Origin of the sequence: Paenibacillus sp. An7, from assembly GCF_009870785.1 — a bacterium.
Classification (GTDB): Bacteria; Bacillota; Bacilli; order Paenibacillales; family Paenibacillaceae; genus Paenibacillus.
In genome coordinates, this window is the sequence record NZ_WTWX01000013.1 from 24,831 (window position 1) to 41,942 (window position 17,112).

At 40.2% G+C, this 17,112-nt stretch carries 15 protein-coding genes; 14 read left to right on the forward strand and 1 reads right to left on the reverse strand.

Features of this window, described 5'->3' with window-relative positions:
• Nucleotides 1–243 precede the first annotated feature (243 nt).
• From GQY27_RS14705 to GQY27_RS14730, 6 genes are all read left to right on the forward strand, one after another.
• The gene (locus GQY27_RS14705; protein ID WP_160035709.1) at nt 244–1,194 is read left to right on the forward strand and encodes an ABC transporter permease; all 951 of its coding nucleotides are present in this window, start codon (nt 244–246) and stop codon (nt 1,192–1,194) included.
• The gene (locus GQY27_RS14710; protein ID WP_160035711.1) at nt 1,187–2,134 is read left to right on the forward strand and encodes an iron chelate uptake ABC transporter family permease subunit; all 948 of its coding nucleotides are present in this window, start codon (nt 1,187–1,189) and stop codon (nt 2,132–2,134) included. Before GQY27_RS14705 ends, GQY27_RS14710 begins: the two co-directional genes overlap by 8 nt.
• Nucleotides 2,131–2,889, forward strand: coding sequence for an iron ABC transporter ATP-binding protein (locus GQY27_RS14715; protein WP_160035713.1), 759 nt, complete (start codon nt 2,131–2,133; stop codon nt 2,887–2,889). The genes GQY27_RS14710 and GQY27_RS14715 overlap by 4 nt, the downstream gene beginning before the upstream one ends.
• Before the next feature lie 102 nt (nt 2,890–2,991).
• Entirely contained in the window at nt 2,992–3,999 is a 1,008-nt protein-coding gene (locus tag GQY27_RS14720) for a siderophore ABC transporter substrate-binding protein (protein WP_160035715.1), read from the forward strand.
• A gap of 160 nt (nt 4,000–4,159) precedes the next feature.
• Entirely contained in the window at nt 4,160–5,068 is a 909-nt protein-coding gene (locus GQY27_RS14725; RefSeq protein ID WP_160035717.1) for an aldo/keto reductase, read from the forward strand.
• Nucleotides 5,069–5,102: 34 nt separating this feature from the next.
• Nucleotides 5,103–5,429, forward strand: coding sequence for a thioredoxin family protein (locus GQY27_RS14730; RefSeq protein WP_160035719.1), 327 nt, complete (start codon nt 5,103–5,105; stop codon nt 5,427–5,429).
• Nucleotides 5,430–5,503: 74 nt separating this feature from the next.
• Here GQY27_RS14730 and bacA read toward each other — a convergent pair whose 3' ends face one another.
• Nucleotides 5,504–6,319: an undecaprenyl-diphosphate phosphatase gene (bacA, locus tag GQY27_RS14735; protein WP_160035855.1), complete on the reverse strand. Its 816-nt coding sequence runs from the start codon at nt 6,317–6,319 to the stop codon at nt 5,504–5,506.
• Nucleotides 6,320–6,490: 171 nt separating this feature from the next.
• On the opposite strand from bacA, the gene GQY27_RS14740 reads away from it, so the two are divergent.
• The 8 genes from GQY27_RS14740 to qoxA all read left to right on the forward strand — a co-directional run bounded on the left by GQY27_RS14740 (nt 6,491) and on the right by qoxA (nt 17,092).
• The gene (locus GQY27_RS14740; protein WP_442950911.1) at nt 6,491–8,284 is read left to right on the forward strand and encodes a sensor histidine kinase; all 1,794 of its coding nucleotides are present in this window, start codon (nt 6,491–6,493) and stop codon (nt 8,282–8,284) included.
• Nucleotides 8,284–9,840, forward strand: a complete 1,557-nt coding sequence (locus tag GQY27_RS14745) for a response regulator transcription factor (protein WP_160035721.1) — start codon at nt 8,284–8,286, stop codon at nt 9,838–9,840. The genes GQY27_RS14740 and GQY27_RS14745 overlap by 1 nt, the downstream gene beginning before the upstream one ends.
• 170 nt (nt 9,841–10,010) lie before the next feature.
• The gene (locus GQY27_RS14750) at nt 10,011–10,994 is read left to right on the forward strand and encodes an ABC transporter permease (RefSeq protein WP_160035723.1); all 984 of its coding nucleotides are present in this window, start codon (nt 10,011–10,013) and stop codon (nt 10,992–10,994) included.
• 15 nt (nt 10,995–11,009) lie between these two features.
• Complete coding sequence (locus tag GQY27_RS14755) at nt 11,010–11,909, forward strand: carbohydrate ABC transporter permease (RefSeq protein ID WP_160035725.1); 900 nt, start codon at nt 11,010–11,012, stop codon at nt 11,907–11,909.
• A gap of 154 nt (nt 11,910–12,063) precedes the next feature.
• The gene (locus GQY27_RS14760) at nt 12,064–13,761 is read left to right on the forward strand and encodes an ABC transporter substrate-binding protein (RefSeq protein ID WP_160035727.1); all 1,698 of its coding nucleotides are present in this window, start codon (nt 12,064–12,066) and stop codon (nt 13,759–13,761) included.
• A gap of 172 nt (nt 13,762–13,933) precedes the next feature.
• On the forward strand, nt 13,934–15,298 hold the full coding sequence (locus GQY27_RS14765) for a GH1 family beta-glucosidase (protein ID WP_160035729.1): 1,365 nt from the start codon (nt 13,934–13,936) through the stop codon (nt 15,296–15,298).
• Between the two features lie 333 nt (nt 15,299–15,631).
• Nucleotides 15,632–15,898: a hypothetical protein gene (locus GQY27_RS14770; protein WP_236570611.1), complete on the forward strand. Its 267-nt coding sequence runs from the start codon at nt 15,632–15,634 to the stop codon at nt 15,896–15,898.
• Between the two features lie 279 nt (nt 15,899–16,177).
• Nucleotides 16,178–17,092 (forward strand): cytochrome aa3 quinol oxidase subunit II, encoded by a 915-nt coding sequence (gene qoxA, locus GQY27_RS14775; protein WP_160035731.1) that lies wholly within the window; start codon nt 16,178–16,180, stop codon nt 17,090–17,092.
• The last annotated feature ends 20 nt before the right edge of the window (nt 17,093–17,112 follow it).

The window sequence follows — 17,112 nt, forward strand, 5'->3', positions numbered from 1 at the left end:
CTAAAAAAGCGGAGAAACTAGCTAATCTAGTTTCTCCGCTTTTTTATTGTTTAAATTTTTTGCGTAATAGCATTGACAGATAAGATTGTAATGATACAATGAATCTTGTGTCTAATTGATAATGAATATCATTATCTGAGGCAATTAATACCAGAGTTTCCTACATAATGATCCATCCGTTTTTTTCAGATGTAAGTAATATCCCTATCCTCCTGAATAAACGGAGAAGAGGAAGGAACGGTTATGAAGAAGCGATACTTATTTATTTTACTTATCATCTTATCCCTTCTTTCCGTTTTCATCGGAGTAAAGGATATCCAGCCTTGGCATTTGCTGAACTTAGATGACATTCAGAAGCAGATTTTACTGGAGAGCCGATTACCAAGGCTTGTAAGTCTACTCATTGCTGGGACCAGCATGAGTATATGCGGACTGATTATGCAACAGATTACACGAAACAAATTTGTCTCTCCAACCACAGCGGGAACAGAAGACTCAGCTAAACTTGGCATTTTGGTGTCTATGTTGCTGTTCGCTACTGCTCCTCCGTTCGTGAAGATGCTGGTTGCTTTTGCATTTGCACTGGCAGGGACATTTATATTTACCAAGATTCTAGAGAGAGTTAAATTCAGAGATACGATTTTTATTCCGCTAGTGGGCATCATGTTTGGTAATATTGTCGGTTCGATCACTACCTTTTTTGCGTACAAACACGATCTGATCCAAAATATTTCCTCTTGGCTGCAAGGAGATTTCTCCATGATCATCTCTGGCCAATATGAGCTTATCTATATCAGTATACCGCTTGTCATTATCGCTTACTTTTATGCGAACAAGTTCACGGTAGCCGGTATGGGAGAAGAGTTCGCTGTCAATCTCGGACTTAACTATAAGTGGATTGTCAATATCGGTCTTATCATCGTTGCGATGGTTACCTCTGTCGTTATTTTGACGGCAGGTATGATCCCTTTTCTTGGTCTGATCATTCCTAACATCGTGAGTATGTATATGGGTGATAACCTTAAGAAAAGTCTCTCTCACACTGCTTTAGTGGGTGCCATTTTTGTATTGATCTGCGACATCCTGGGACGGATCATTATTTACCCATATGAGATACCGATCGGTTTAACGGTTGGCGTGCTCGGCAGTATCATCTTTATTTTCTTGCTGATGAGGAGAAAGGCCTATGAATAACAAGACTAAGATTACACTTCTCGCTGCTCTTGCTGTTGCTCTTATTGGAATCTTTGTCTTTGTCGATCTAGGCAGCAGCTGGCGTTATGTTCTTCCTAGAAGAGCAATGAAGATCCTCGCTATTGTGATCACAGGAAGCGCCATTGCATTTTCATCCATGATATTTCAGACCGTTACGAATAACCGGATTTTGACACCAAGTGTGCTCGGGCTTGATTCACTTTATATGCTTATCCAAACCTTTATTATTTTTATGTACGGATCAGCACAAGTATCTACCCTCAGCAAGAATATGAATTTTATTATTTCGGTCGGTCTGATGGTGATGTTTGCAGGGGTCTTGTATAAACTGCTGTTCAAACGTGAAGGAAGAAACTTATTCTTCTTACTTCTCATCGGTTTAGTCATGGGAACGTTATTCCAGAGTATGTCGACCTTTATGCAGGTTATTATGGATCCGAATGAGTTTTTAATTGTGCAGGATCGTATGTTCGCAAGCTTTAATAACGTGAATACAGATCTTGTCATTGTATCGATTATTGCTTTTGCCGCAATCGGAGTTTATTTTACAAAATTCAGTAAGTATATGGATGTGATGTCGCTAGGGCGGGAACATGCCGTTAATCTTGGTGTTCCTTATAATCTGGTTGTGCGCCGGATGCTGATCATTGTCGTGATCCTCGTATCCATCTCTACCGCACTTGTTGGACCTATTACTTTCCTAGGACTTCTTGTCGTCAATGTAACTTATCAAATGTTTAAGACTTATCAGCACAAAGTAATGATTCCAGCAGCGATGCTAATCAGTATTAGTGCGCTTGTAGGCGGTCAGATGATTGTTGAGCGAATCTTTACTTTCTCAACTACACTGAGTGTCATCATTAATTTTATCGGCGGGGTTTACTTTATTTATCTGCTACTTAAGGAGAATAAATCGTGATAGATGTGAAAGAGGTATCCAAACTATACGGTAACAAGTATGTGGTAGAGAATGTAACTACCAACATCAAAAAAGGGAAAATCACTTCTTTTATCGGGCCTAACGGTGCGGGAAAGAGTACCCTGTTGTCTATGGTAAGCAGGCTCATAAGCAAAGATCACGGTGAAATCTTCATTGATGGAATGGATGTAAGCAACTCTAAAAGTGGAGATCTTGCAAAGAAAATAGCAATTCTCAAGCAATCCAACCACATAAATGTAAGGTTAACAATACGTGATTTGGTTAGTTTCGGCCGGTTTCCTTATTCTCAAGGCAAGCTAACCAAAGAAGATTGGGCATTTGTTGATGAAGCCATCGAATACATGGAGCTTCAGGATATGCAGCACAAATTTTTGGATCAGCTGAGCGGAGGTCAGTGCCAAAGAGCCTTTATAGCCATGGTTATCGCCCAGAATACAGATTATATTTTGCTGGATGAGCCGCTGAATAATCTGGACATGAAACATTCCGTTCAGATCATGAAAGTACTGCGGAAGCTTGCAGATGAACTGGGTAAGACGGTTGTCATTGTTATCCATGATATCAATTTTGCATCCTGTTACTCTGATTACATCGTTGCATTAAAGGATGGCCAAATCGTAAAAGAAGGACCGACGGATGAAATTATTGATCCTGTGGTGCTGAAAGAAATCTATGAGATGGATATACCTGTCCAGATCATTGATGGGAATAAAATTTGCGTGTACTTCCGGTAAGGTAATTTGTTCTTAGAAAGTAAAGCAGTGTTTCTTATTCCTTTCGAGTATAAAGAAGATTTTAAGTTCATGATTAACCCAATAATATAAGAGGTGATCCTAATGAAAAAATTCAAGTTATCTTCTATCTTTACCCTGGTTATGGTTATGATGCTTACAGTAGTACTGGCAGCTTGCGGCAGTGACACGAAAGAAGCAGAGGGCGGAGCTGAGACGAACGCAGCAGCGGGCAGTAATGGAACTTCAGAACAAGTACAAAACAAGGAAGTAACAATTACTCATTTGCTAGGTGAAACGACTCTTGAGACTAATCCTGAAAAAATCGTTGTATTCGATATGGGGATTCTTGACTCTCTCGATAAATTAGGTATCGAAGTTACAGGAGTTCCACAAGTAAATATTCCTCCTTACCTAGAAAAATATAAAGATTCCAAATATGAGAACGTAGGAAGCTTGAAAGAACCAGATTTCGAAAAAATCGCGGAAATCAGTCCTGACCTGATCATTATCTCCGGTCGTCAAGCTGATTCTTACGATGAGCTTAGTAAAATAGGAAAAACCATTCATCTTGGCGTAGATACAACTCGCTACATGGATTCTTACAAAGAAAACATGCAGATTCTTGGACAGATTTTTAACAAAACAGATGAAATAAATACAGAGATTGCGAAAATTGAAGACGAAATTAAGGTGCTTAATGAGAAAGTAACAGCAAGCGGTAAAAATGCTCTGATTATCCTTGCTAATGAAGGTAAAATCAGCGCGTACGGTGCAGGCTCCCGTTTTGGAATTATTCATGATGTGTTTGGCTTTACTCCCGTAGATAAAGCGATTGAAGTTTCAACACACGGCCAAAGTATCTCGTTCGAGTACATTGTAGAGAAAGATCCAGACTATTTGTTTGTAGTCGACCGCGGTGCGGCTGTTTCAACGGATGATAAAACTTCTTCTGCTAAAGGTTTGGTTGAAAACAGCCTGGTGAAGAATACAAAAGCATATAAAGAAGGACATATTATTTATCTAGATGCAAACTACTGGTACTTGTCCGGGGGAGGTCTTGCCTCGGTATCTGAAATGGTAAAAGAAGTAAGTGATGCATTTGAAGAATAATAATAAAAAATAATAGTGGATGATGGATGCGCATAGGGTACAGGTAAAGGAAGGTTTACCTTCTACCCTTTGCGTATTTTTTGTGTTCTTTATTCTTCATGCTACAATACTAATATTGTCATCTTATCTTTATTCCTATAACCTGAAGGGAGGTCTCAGAGTGAAAAAGAACAGGCTTGGTTCATCTGATTTAATGGTAAGTGAAATTGGACTCGGATGCATGTCACTAGGGATAGATGAGAAGGTAGCGATCCCGCTTATACATGAAGCGATTGCCCATGGTGTTAATTTTCTGGATACAGCTGATATTTATGATGATGGGCGTAATGAAGAACTGGTGGGGAAGGCTCTTAAAGGAAGCAGACAAGATGTAATCATTGCTACGAAAGTAGGAAACAGACGTCTGACCGGTCAAGAAGGACTCCGCTGGGACCCAAGTAAACAGCATATCAAAGAAGCTGTAAAAGATAGTTTACGCAGGCTTCAGACTGACTACATTGATCTTTATCAACTGCACGGCGGTACAATGGAAGATCATATAGGAGAAACAATTGAGGCCTTTGAGGAATTAAAGCAAGCCGGATTCATTCGTTATTATGGAATTTCATCGATACGTCCGAATGTGATTCGCGAATATACCCAGCATTCTTCGATCGTTAGTGTAATGAATCAGTATAGCTTGCTGGACCGCCGCGGAGAGGAAGAGGTGTTTCCTTCTCTTCATGAACATGGGGTAAGTGTCATAGCGAGAGGGCCGGTGGCTGGCGGTGCACTGGCAGATGGCAGAGATGATAAAGCTCTAAAAGGGTATCTAGAATATACACCCGAGCAAATTAAAGAGATTCGCGAGAGATTATCAGCTTTTGTTACGGAAGAACGGAGTATGTCACAGCTAGCAATTCGTTATGCACTCTCACATCCTGCTGTTGCGACTGTCATTCCTGGAGCTAGTTCCAGGGAACAATTGCTTAGTAATATTGGAGCATCAATGACAGAGCCGCTAACAGATAAAGAACTAGATAAGCTTAGAAGATTGACCAGAGCCAATCAGTATACACAGCATTTATAGTAGAAACTTATAGGTAAAGAAAAGAGGAAAAGACATGGAACGAATTCAAAGTGAAGAACAGTATCAGGAGTTAATTAACGGTGACCGTTTGACGGTCATTAAATTTGATACGAACTGGTGCCCAGACTGTAAAAATCTAGACCGCTTTATTGGTGACGTCATTGACAAGCATCAAGATAAGCAGTTTTTTGCTCTGGATGCTGAGAAATTCCTGACGATTGCTGAACAAAATCAGGTACGCGGTATTCCAAGTCTGCTTGTGTTCAAAGACGGGGAGAAAATCGCTCATTTGCACAGTAAATGGGCGAAAACACCAACCCAAATCTCTGAGTACTTAGAGACTTTGGAATCCAAACAATAATGCAAGAGGATAAATAATGAAAAAGGAGCTTTTCCTTGGGCTGATATCAGCAGCTAAAGGAGAGGCTCCTTTTTTTATAGGATGATAAATAGAAGAACAAGGGCAAGGCCAAACCGGTAATAAGCAAAGGTGGAAAGTTTCCATTTTTTCAAAAGGGAAAGGAATGTTTTAATCGCCAGCATACCAACACAGAAAGAAGTCAGAAGCCCGATTGCAAAATAAGGGATATCTTTTACGGACAAAATGTCTGCACTTTTCCATAGATCGAGAGCGGTAGCCCCAAACATAATAGGCACGGAAACAAGAAAAGTGAATTCAGCCGCAGCTGTATGACTGACTCTAGCAAGAAGTCCACCCGAGATCGTAGAACCGGAACGAGAGAAGCCTGGCCAAAGCGCTAAAATTTGAAACATTCCAATCATAAATGCTTGCTTGTAAGTGATATCATCTACGGTCTGTGCTGTCGGTTTCCTGTGCCATTTCTCTGCAGCAATCATAAGCAGTCCGCCGGCAATAAGGCTGTAGACCACAGTAGTTGGACCAAATAAATATTGTTTTATTACATCACGAAACAGTACCGCAGTAATAGAAGCAGGCAGCATTGCTAGAAAGATGTGAAGCAGGTTCAGACGAGGCATGACGCGATCACCAGGTTTGACGGTGAAAAAACCGACAAAGGTCCTCCAGTAAAGAACAACGACAGCAAGTACAGCTCCGAGCTGGACAACAACTTCGAATGTTTTGACATTTTCCTGATCCGTAGAGAGTCCAAGCAAGTGAGCGGTGATAATCATATGACCCGTTGAGGAAACAGGAAGAAACTCAGTCAGCCCTTCCACAATTCCCATGATAATGGATGAAAAAATGTCCACTTCTTGTCCCCTTCCCATCGGTAAATTAGCAATTAGAGAATTTCTGTACTCATCCATATATAGTACTCCATAGTTTGTCCTGTAAGAACTAATGAAATATGTATTTATTTGTCGAGATTTACAATCTGGATATGACAATTTATGATAGATTAAGTAGTAAAGATTTGTAAGCGCTTATATAGAACAGGGGTGTGTAGATTGCTGTCAAAGATTGTACGGCGTACGAATGATATGAAGCTTAAACATAAGCTTGTTATCAGCTATGTGCTTGTTGTCATGATTCCCGTACTTATTATTGGAGTAGGGGTGACCTACTATTTTAGACAGCAGGCGATGGATCAGGCAATACAGCAGGCTGAAAACAATGTAGAGCGTATCAAAAATCAGACCATGACGCTGCTACGAGTACCGATGGATATTTCTAATCTGCTTTTGTTTAATAACGAGATAAAAGAAATTGCGAACACAAAGTTCGAAAGTATGCTGGAGCTGACACGAAGTTATCGCTCCTTTACCTTATTTAACGACTATTTACAGCAATATAGAGAATTATATGGGATTCGCTTTTTCTCATTTAACCCAACCTTGGTTAATAATTATGAATTTATACCCGTTGATCCTCAGATAGAAAATGCTCTTTGGTTTCAGAAAGCAATGAAGTCGACGAGTATTGGTTGGTTCTTTATTCCGAATTCAGACGACTATCCGGCAGATACCCTGAGTCTTGTACGAGGTGTTCAATTTCCTGAATATCAGAGACGAGGCGTGCTCATGGTTCTCATTGACCGTGATGTACTCAATAATATGCTGAGCCAGGAACCTTTTAATACCATGATCGTAGACAGTCAGGGGTATATTATTGCTGCAAAAGATACGAAGCTGGTAGGGTCTACTTTTGAGTCCCTTCATATGGGGGTAGATCTTCGATCTCAAAAAAAAGGGCTCATTGAAGCAAACGTGTATGATGAACCTTCAAATATTATAGTCGATGAAATGATCCCGTCTTCAAGTATGAATGGGTTCCAAATTGTTTCTATTTTTTCGAAGGAAAGCATAGTATCCAATGCAAAGCATATCAGTCAGATCGGGATGTTGTTTATTATTCTCGTGCTTTTATTTGCGATGGCTCTCGTATACGTTATATCACTGCTTACGACCAATCGTTTACTTCGGCTCAGCAGGCAGTTTAATCGATTAGCACTAGGAGATTTAAAGGTTGTATCGCAAGTAGATGGTAATGATGAGATTGGTCAATTATCAAGACAATTTAATCATATGGTATCCAGCATTAATGGACTTATGGAACAAGTCGTAGAGACAAGTGAGCAAAACAACCGACTTGCAATCGCACAAAAAGAAATTAAGCTTAAAATGATGGCTAGCCAAATCAATCCCCATTTTTTATTTAATGCATTAGAGTCTATTCGAATGAAAGCACATATAAAAGGAGAAGCAGAGATAGCCAACATTGTGCGTTTGCTAGGGAAACTCATCCGTAAAAATCTGGAGATTGGCAGTGGTAAAACAACCATTAAAGCAGAGATGGAAATGGTTCGATCTTATTTGCAAATTCAAAAGTTTCGTTATGAAGATCGGCTTGATTTTGAACTTACTATCCAGGAAGGCATTGAGAAAGAGAAAATACCTCCGCTTATTATTCAGCCGCTTGTAGAGAATGCGATTGTGCACGGTCTCGAGAATCAAGAAGATGGGGTCAGAGTAGAGGTGTCCTTATATGAAGACAATGACCTTATTCATTTTACAGTTCGAGATAATGGAGCGGGCATTCACCCAGAACGATTGAAGGAAGTCGTCGCGTCGATAACAGGCTCTGATGAACAAGAGAAAAGTAGAATTGGACTGCGGAATGTACATCAGCGTCTAACCTTGTCTTATGGAGAAAAGCATGGTCTAATCATATCCAGTGAGTCTGGTAAAGGTACAACAGTTCATTTTACGGTTCCTAAAGGAGGCAGCAAATAATGTATAGCGTATTAATAGTAGATGATGAACCTATGATCAGAGAAGGGCTCAAAACGATTATTAACTGGGAAGAAGAGGGCTATACGGTGATCGATACTGCTTCTAACGGAAGAGAAGCTATTGAAAAGCATCATCAATTGAACCCAGACCTTACGATCCTAGACATCCGGATGCCAGGTCTTACGGGTCTTGAAGTGATTGAGCAACTCCGCAGTGAAGGAAAAAAGGGTCAATTTCTTATTCTAAGTGGACATGCAGATTTTGACTATGCTAAGAAAGCGATCAGCTTTGGTGTAGGTGGATACTTATTAAAACCGGTGGATGAAGAAGAAATGGTGGAAGAACTGGAGCGTATTAAAGCACGTCTAGATAAAGAACAAAGTGTAAATCAGCGCAATACGAATAAAGATCTTTTTTATCGTGAACATGTGATTGAGTCTATACTGCACGGTGGACAGGTGTGGACTGCGGAAGATCTGAAAAAATATGATTTGTACTGGCCTTCCTATCAGGTAGTCCTTATTGAAGTGTTTAATGAGTCTTCTACTCACATGAGTGCAGAGATAAAGAAGGAAATGATCGATCTGCTTGCTACATCGAAGAGCGGGATTATTTTTACAGCGGGAAAATACATTGGTTGTTTGCTTAATTCACCTCTGCTTACAAGTGTTGAACGACAGCATTTTTATAATGAGACGGTTACGACTCTTAAAAGATTTTTAAGCCCTGTATTTATAGCTGCCGGGACGGGTGTATTACATATGGAAGAAATAAAGACATCGTATGATGAAGCAGTGCACCTGCTAGAGGAGCGGTTCTTTTTTACCGAACAAACGGTTTTGGTGGGGAAAGAAGGTTACCGGCTAAGTATGCCTATAGAAGAGAGAAAAGTAGAATTACAAGGACTAGACGAAAATAAAATTACAGATACACTTTACTATGCTTTAGACATCCGGAGTAAAGATTTATTATCACGTGTCCTGGGTCAATACCAGCAGTGGGTGCTGATGGAGGGCTACACGGAACATGAGATTAAGAACATGATAACTAAAATTGCTGCAGTAGCTTTAAACAAGCTTTCTCTAGTGAGTTCTGAGACGAAACTCATTGCGACGGAACATACAGCTTTGTTATCGGCATTATATCAGCAGCCAACGTTCGTTGTGCTTTTGGATACATTGGAACTTCAATTCTCGGAACTGATTCATAAGCTCGGTGTAAATAGTAAAGATACCGTAATCAAACAGATGATTGATTTTATAAAAAGAAATCCAGGAGACCACCTCAAGCTGGAGGTTCTTGCTGAAGTTTTTAATTATAATAGCAGCTATTTGGGGAAATTGTTCAAAAATTATACGGGTGAGTCCTTTAATGTGTTCTTAGATAAGGTTCGTATGGAGAAAGCAAAGTCGCTTCTTGAAGAAGGGCTCAAAGTCCATCAAGTATCGGACCAAATCGGTTATGCTAACGTAGATTATTTCCATACAAAATTTAAAAAATATATGGGGATTTCTCCTTCTGCCTATCGAGATCAGCATAAACAGCGACAAAAGTAGAGCATCGGTTCATCCTCCTTTACGAAAACGTTTTTAATTTTTAGACATTCTGCACAATGCAAATTAGAAATATATCTAATTTTTATATGATTTTCTCTGAAATTCATTGGGTATTGATCCAGAATCTCTTGGAGTATGATTAGGTTATCAAACAGAGGAGGGGTTATTTTATGGAAACGCTAACAAAGCCCGCTTCCACGGATTCCGAGGCCTCCGCCGCGAAACAAGTTAAGCCAAAGTGGCCGAATGGTTTATGGAAAACTGTGAAAGATCAGAAGTTTTTATTACTTATGTCCTTACCTTTTGTAATTTGGGTCTTCATATTTAATTACTTACCTCTTTGGGGCTGGACAATGGCCTTCCAAAATTACAAACCTGCCAAGACCTTTACGGAACAAAAATGGGTCGGATTGGAACATTTCATTGAATTGTTTAGTGATGAGCGGTTTTATCTCGTACTTAGAAATACACTAGCAATGAGTTTGATGGGACTTCTCGTCGGATTTGTGTTCCCTATCTTCTTTGCAATTTTGTTGAACGAACTACGCGGTACGATCTTCAAAAGAACGGTGCAAACGGTATCCTATTTGCCTCACTTTGTATCCTGGGTCGTTGTTGCTGGGATTGTAACAAAAATGCTTTCAACGGATGGCGGAATCATTAACGATATCCTAATCGGACTCCATATTATTAATGAGCCCATTCAGTTCATGGCACAAGGAAATTTGTTCTGGTACATTGTAACCGCTTCCGATCTATGGAAGGAAATGGGCTGGAATGCAATTATTTATCTAGCTGCCATTACGGGGATTTCTCAAGAATTATACGAAGCTTCAAGGGTGGATGGAGCAAGCCGCTGGAGACAAATGTGGCACATCACACTGCCGGGTATTCGATCAACCATTTCCGTATTGTTTATTATGTCCATCGGACACTTGATCAGTATCGGATATGAGAAACAATTCCTCTTAGGAAACAGTCTCGTAACAGACTATTCCGAAGTACTTGATCTTTATGCGCTTAATTATGGTTTACAAATGGGCAGGTACTCCTATGGTACGGCCATCGGCATATTCAATTCAGTTGTCAGCGTCATCCTGTTGTTCGTTGCAAACGGTCTCTTCAAGAAATTTACGAAAGAAAGCATCATGTAGAGGGGAGGAAGTAACATGAGTGTTAAAGCTTTTAATGCGACTAAATCGGAGAAGGTATTCGACATTGCGAATTTTATACTGATGGCAATGATACTGACGGTAACCTTATATCCCTTTTTAAATGTACTAGCCATTTCCTTGAATGATTCAACCGATACGGTTCGGGGGGGCATTTACTTATGGCCTCGAGAATTCACACTCGAAAATTACAAAACAATTTTTCAATATGATGGACTGATCCAAGGAACCAAAATTTCATTTGCTAGAACGATTATAGGTACATTCCTGGGTCTGCTCAGCTCCTCCATGCTTGCTTATACTCTGAGTCGCCCTGATTTCAAAATTAAGAAATTTGTATCTACATTCCTTGCACTTACCATGTATTTCTCTGGTGGTCTGATTCCCGGATACATTCTAATGAAAGACTTGCACCTGATCGGTACATTCTGGATCTATATCTTGCCGATGATGGTCAGTGCGTTCAACGTGTTCGTTATCCGGTCCTTTATTGACGGTTTGCCATATGCTCTTCAAGAATCAGCGAAACTTGACGGGGCAAATGACCTCACTATTTATTACAAAGTCATCCTGCCATTATGTAAGCCAGTTCTTGCCACCATTGCATTGTTCCTCGCAGTAGGTCAGTGGAATGCTTGGTTTGATACGTATCTCTATAACAATTCCAAACCGGAACTTACAACACTGCAGTATGAGCTGATGAAAGTTCTGCAAAGTACACAGCAAGGCGGATCTAATGTTAATGTTAATGATATGGCTCAACAAATGGCACAAGTATCGCCTGAATCGATTCGGATGGCTATTACGATTGTTGTTACGCTGCCAATCCTGGTTGTATATCCGTTCCTGCAAAAATACTTTGTTGGCGGCATGACACTTGGTGCCGTAAAAGCGTAATAGAAGTTCACTTATGAAAATCAAGCAATTTAAATGCTGCTGACATTGCCATTCAAGGGTTAGATTTACCACCAAACGAGTATTTTCTATGGTATATGCAGGGTGACCTGTTATGCATATATAAGCTACCTATAAATAAGGGGGATTATGTCAAATGAAACATAAAGCGCCGAAAACGATAGCGATGATGCTGCTTGCAAGTACTATGCTGTTCACTGCTGCTTGTGGAAATACAAAAGGAGAGGAATCTAGTACCTCAGATCCAAATTCAACTGAGCCGATCACGTTCAGCTTTTTTGGAGCAGATACAAGTCCGAATTGGAATAAAATGCAGGATGTGGTAGGTAAGAAGATTACAGAAGCAACGGGCGTTACGATTAACGCAGAATATGATATTGCGAGTGGCGGCGGGGATGATAAGATTGCATTAATGGCTGCTAGCGGCGATTATCCCGACCTGATCTTTCCTAAAGGAAACTTAGCTAAACTAGTCGATGCGGGAGCTATGATTGACCTGACAGAACTCATTGAAGAGCATGCACCTAATATTAAAAAAATGTACGGCGAAGAAATGAATCGCTTGAAATATAGCAATGAGGATCAAGCGATCTATACCCTGCCTACGAATGGATCTGTAGATCAGTTGACATTTGATAATACTGGCGGATTTGAACTGCAGCATCGTGTGGTGAAAGAACTCGGTTACCCTGAGATCAAAACAGTAGAAGATTACGAGAATGCACTGCGTGAATACTACAAAGCACATCCAACAACAGAAGATGGACAGCCAACGATTCCACTTACTCTTAGTGCCGATGGATGGAGAAGCATGATTACCGTTACGAACCCAGCTGTTGCTGCTACAGGTGCACCTGATGATGGTGAATACTACATTAATCCGGAGACTTACGAAGCAATGCTTCATTACAAACGTCCAGAAGAGAAAGAATATTTCCGCTGGTTGAACAAAATGTATAACGAAGGTCTTCTCGACAAAGACACCTTTATTCAAAAAGAAGATCAATATAAAGCAAAAATCGCAAGTGGTCGCGTTCTTGGTATAATTGACCATGAGTGGGCTTACAATGATGCAGAAGTAGCACTAAAAAATGCAGGTAAAGATGAAATGACTTATGGTCATTACCCAGTAACGCTTTCCTCCGAATTTAAACGTGCAGATTTCCAACCCGTTGGTTCCGATGGGTATGGTATCGGGATTACGGAAAATTGTAAGGATCCCGTTCGTGCAATTAAATTCTTAGACTGGATGGCTTCCGATGAAGGCCAGGTACTTCGTAACTGGGGGGTTGAAGGAGAACAATATGTTATCGAAGACGGTGTTCGTGTGATTCCTGCTGATGTGCAGGAACGTAAGAATAATGATAATGCAAGCTTCACGAAAGAAACCGGAATTGGGCTATACTTTGTCTTTGGTCCACACTATGGAGATGGTGTAAAAGACCCATCAGGCAACTACTATACTACGAACTTCCCTGAACAAATCTTAGCAGGCTATTCAGAAGCAGAGAAAGAAGCATTAAAAGGGTACGGTATTTCTACTTGGAAAGAGCTGTTCCCAACGGAAGAGGATTTTGAAGTAAAAGAGTGGGGAGCGGCTTACAATATGCCGGTACCTTCTGACGGTAAATATCAAGTTATCTATCAAAAAACGCAAGATATCGTTCAAAAGCGTATCCCAGAAGCCGTTGTTTCTTCCGCTGATAAATTCGATCAAGTCTATGACAACATGCTAGCTGAACTTGATAAAGCCGGCGCAGTTGAAATGGAGCAACAATATACCGAGTGGATTAAAGAAAGAGTAAGATTGTGGACAGGTAAAGACGTGCAATAGAATAGATAAAGGAAAGGGGATCCCTGAATGATCCCCTTTTTTTAATAAAATTGGTATAAAAGAAGGATATTGAACAACAGTGTCGAATTCCTTTGTTGAGGTTTTTCGAAAACGTTTTAGGATTTTCTTAATACTACATAATCGTTGAGACATAAAAATGGAGGGAATTACATTGACAATTTTTCAGTTTCCAAGTGATTTTAAGTGGGGAACAGCAACCGCATCATACCAGATCGAAGGAGCAACAAAAGAGGATGGAAGAGGAATTTCTATCTGGGATACCTTTGCAAAGACGCCTGGAAAAGTTTTTAATGGCGACAACGGGGATGTAGCTTGTGACAGCTACCACAGATACGAAGAAGACATTGCTCTAATGAAGGAACTTGGTATTCAAACGTATCGGTTCTCTGTAGCTTGGCCTCGTATTATCCCTGACGGGGACGGAGAAATTAATCAAAAAGGACTCGATTTCTATCATCGCTTTGTAGATAAATTGATTGAAAATGATATTGAACCTTTCTGTACTCTCTATCACTGGGATCTTCCGCAAGCTCTTCAAGATATCGGAGGTTGGGAGAACAGACGGACAGTAGATGCCTTTGTAAAATATTCTGAAGTCATGTTCCGTGAATTCGGTGGAAAAATAAAATATTGGCTTACATTTAATGAACCATGGTGCATTGCTTTTCTATCTAACTTCATTGGTGCTCATGCCCCTGGTAATACAGACTTACAAGTTTCAATAAATGTAGGACATGGGATATTACTTGCTCATGGTAAGTCCGTACAAAAATTCCGTGAGCTCGGAGTAGACGGCAAGATTGGGATCGCACCAAATATGGAGTGGTCAGAACCTTATAGCAAAACAGAGGCCGATCAGGCAGCAGCGGATCGAAATATTGCTTGGTTTGCTGATTGGTTCCTAGATCCTGTTTTTAAAGGGACCTATCCACAGATTATGCTGGATTGTTTTGAAGCAGCGGGAGCAAGACCAGACATACAGCCAGGAGATATGGAGACGATTTGCCAACCCATTGATCATATCGGTCTCAATTATTACACAATGAGTGTGGTACGTTCGAATCCAGGTGGTGGACTCCTGCAGTCAGAGACGCTCGATATGGGGCTTGTTCGTACGGATATAGGCTGGCCTGTTGAGTCACGCGGTTTATATGAGGCGCTGCATTATTTGCAAAAATACGGTGATATCGATATCTACATTACCGAGAATGGTGCATGCATTAATGATGGTGTGGAGAATGGTGAAGTGAAAGATTTTCGCCGGATTTCGTACTTACAGCAGCATATAGCCCAGGTTCACCGTGCCATTAGTGATGGTATTAATCTAAAAGGATATATGGCCTGGTCTATGATGGACAATTACGAATGGGCAGAAGGTTACCGCATGAGATTTGGTCTAGTTCATGTAGATTATCGTTCTTTGGTTCGGACTCCAAAAGAAAGCTTCTATTGGTATCAGAATGTAATTCGTAATAATTGGCTGGAGACGAAAGACGTATTGAAATTGCAATCGTAAAATAAGACTATGGATCGGACAACATTGCGCTCTATTTAAGATGTAATGAGTCGTCATTCATAGCCTATAAGTTATAGAACCGCCGGAGATTCATTCTCTTCGGCGGTTTTTTTCTGTGGTCTTATAACATGCAAACCTTAAAAACACATTAAACGAAGTAAAGTCAACCACAAAAGTCATGATTAAAGTTGTAAAATTAAGGTTAAAGACCTTAAAGTGTAAAAATAATGAACAAAGTTTGACTAAAATTTGAACAAATAGTGAACAAATAAGTAGAAGTGTGATATATTAAATGTAGTAAGCACTTACAAAAATTAGAAGGGGTTGAAAATAATGATTGTGAATAAACCGGTACGTGTGAGCGATAACAAGGAGAATGAAGTGCGTTTAACTCAGATGGTTTTTATGATGACGGTTATGGCTTGGGTAGCTCTCATCACGGGAGTTGTTATTTGTTTGTTTAACCTTCATGCTTTGACGAATAGTAATACAGGAATCATGGTGGGCATTGGATTCTTAGTAGGAAGCGTCTATATTTACTTCATCGGGAAAGCGATGGGTCTTCTTAATATAAGAAGAAACGAACGGGATACTGATTAAAGAGAATGAGTTCAACGGGGAAGAAGAGAAGAGTGATTCAAAAACATATTCTAAAGGTAAAAAACCTTAGTTAGTTGGCACCCACCGTGTCCAATGGCTAAGGTTTTTTGTGTTTAAAAATCAAGGGAGAAAATCATTTGTGAGAAAAGATTCACAAATGATATGATCAATTTCGACAAATTTGTTAACAAGACGTATATGTCTGTTAATATCTGATATCTTTAGGTAGAAGTTTATATAGTATCGTTTTGTAATAGCGCGTAAGGAGAGGGGATCAAGATGAACAAAAAACCTAGGTCGCTTTCCAAAATCATTATCGCTGCTGTCCTGTCACTAGTCACTATTGGTGTCATAGTATGGGCTATGTTTGCGGATGAAAGAGGAAGATACGTTGTTCTCGATCCGAAAGGACCGATCGGCGATGCACAAAGGGACTTAATCATTATTTCAACCATTTTGTGCGCGATCATTATTGTACCAACCTTAATACTCGTAGGTGTCATAGTATGGAAATACCGTGATACACCAGACAACAAATCAAAATACACACCTAACTGGTCGCACAATACGACTGCCGAAGTGATCTGGTGGGGGATTCCAATCCTTATCATCATCATTCTTGGTGCGGTTACTGTGCGATACACTTATGCCACTGAGCCTTCAAAACCACTGGCATCGGACAAAGAGCCTCTTACAATTCAGGCAGTCTCCTTAGACTGGAAATGGCTGTTTATGTATCCGGAAGAGAATATAGCGAGTGTGAATACAATTACGATTCCGGAAGACAGACCCATCCGCTTTGAACTTACCTCAGATGCACCGATGAACTCATTCTGGATACCTGAACTTGGCGGACAGATGTATACGATGTCCGGTATGGCGATGGTACTTCATCTACAAGCAGATGAGCCTGGTGTTTATAAAGGTTCAGGTGCTAACTTCTCCGGAGAATACTTCCAAGAGATGAGATTTGATGTGAATGCAGTATCGGATGAAGAGTATGAAGCTTGGGTGAAAGAAGTAAAAGTTCAATCCGAGCCTCTTACCGAAGAATCTTATGAAGACCTTGTACTGCCAAGTGTCGAAGATGAACAATATTTCTCTGCAGTTCCAGATCAAATGTTCCAGAATATCGTTACGAAATATGTAGTTGATAAGAATGAAAATGCTTTGGAAGAAGCTGCAAAAGAATAAATCAATAGTTCGAAAGGAGG

What these genes read in the sequence shown, in the direction of transcription:
- GQY27_RS14705 (WP_160035709.1), top strand. Translation starts at nt 244, where the DNA reads ATGAAGAAGCGATACTTATTTATTTTACTTATCATCTTATCCCTTCTT.
- GQY27_RS14710 (WP_160035711.1), top strand. Translation starts at nt 1,187, where the DNA reads ATGAATAACAAGACTAAGATTACACTTCTCGCTGCTCTTGCTGTTGCT.
- GQY27_RS14720 (WP_160035715.1), top strand. Translation starts at nt 2,992, where the DNA reads ATGAAAAAATTCAAGTTATCTTCTATCTTTACCCTGGTTATGGTTATG.
- GQY27_RS14730 (WP_160035719.1), top strand. Translation starts at nt 5,103, where the DNA reads ATGGAACGAATTCAAAGTGAAGAACAGTATCAGGAGTTAATTAACGGT.
- bacA (WP_160035855.1), bottom strand. Translation starts at nt 6,319, where the DNA reads ATGGGAAGGGGACAAGAAGTGGACATTTTTTCATCCATTATCATGGGA.
- GQY27_RS14745 (WP_160035721.1), top strand. Translation starts at nt 8,284, where the DNA reads ATGTATAGCGTATTAATAGTAGATGATGAACCTATGATCAGAGAAGGG.
- GQY27_RS14750 (WP_160035723.1), top strand. Translation starts at nt 10,011, where the DNA reads ATGGAAACGCTAACAAAGCCCGCTTCCACGGATTCCGAGGCCTCCGCC.
- GQY27_RS14755 (WP_160035725.1), top strand. Translation starts at nt 11,010, where the DNA reads ATGAGTGTTAAAGCTTTTAATGCGACTAAATCGGAGAAGGTATTCGAC.
- GQY27_RS14760 (WP_160035727.1), top strand. Translation starts at nt 12,064, where the DNA reads ATGAAACATAAAGCGCCGAAAACGATAGCGATGATGCTGCTTGCAAGT.
- GQY27_RS14770 (WP_236570611.1), top strand. Translation starts at nt 15,632, where the DNA reads ATGATTGTGAATAAACCGGTACGTGTGAGCGATAACAAGGAGAATGAA.
- qoxA (WP_160035731.1), top strand. Translation starts at nt 16,178, where the DNA reads ATGAACAAAAAACCTAGGTCGCTTTCCAAAATCATTATCGCTGCTGTC.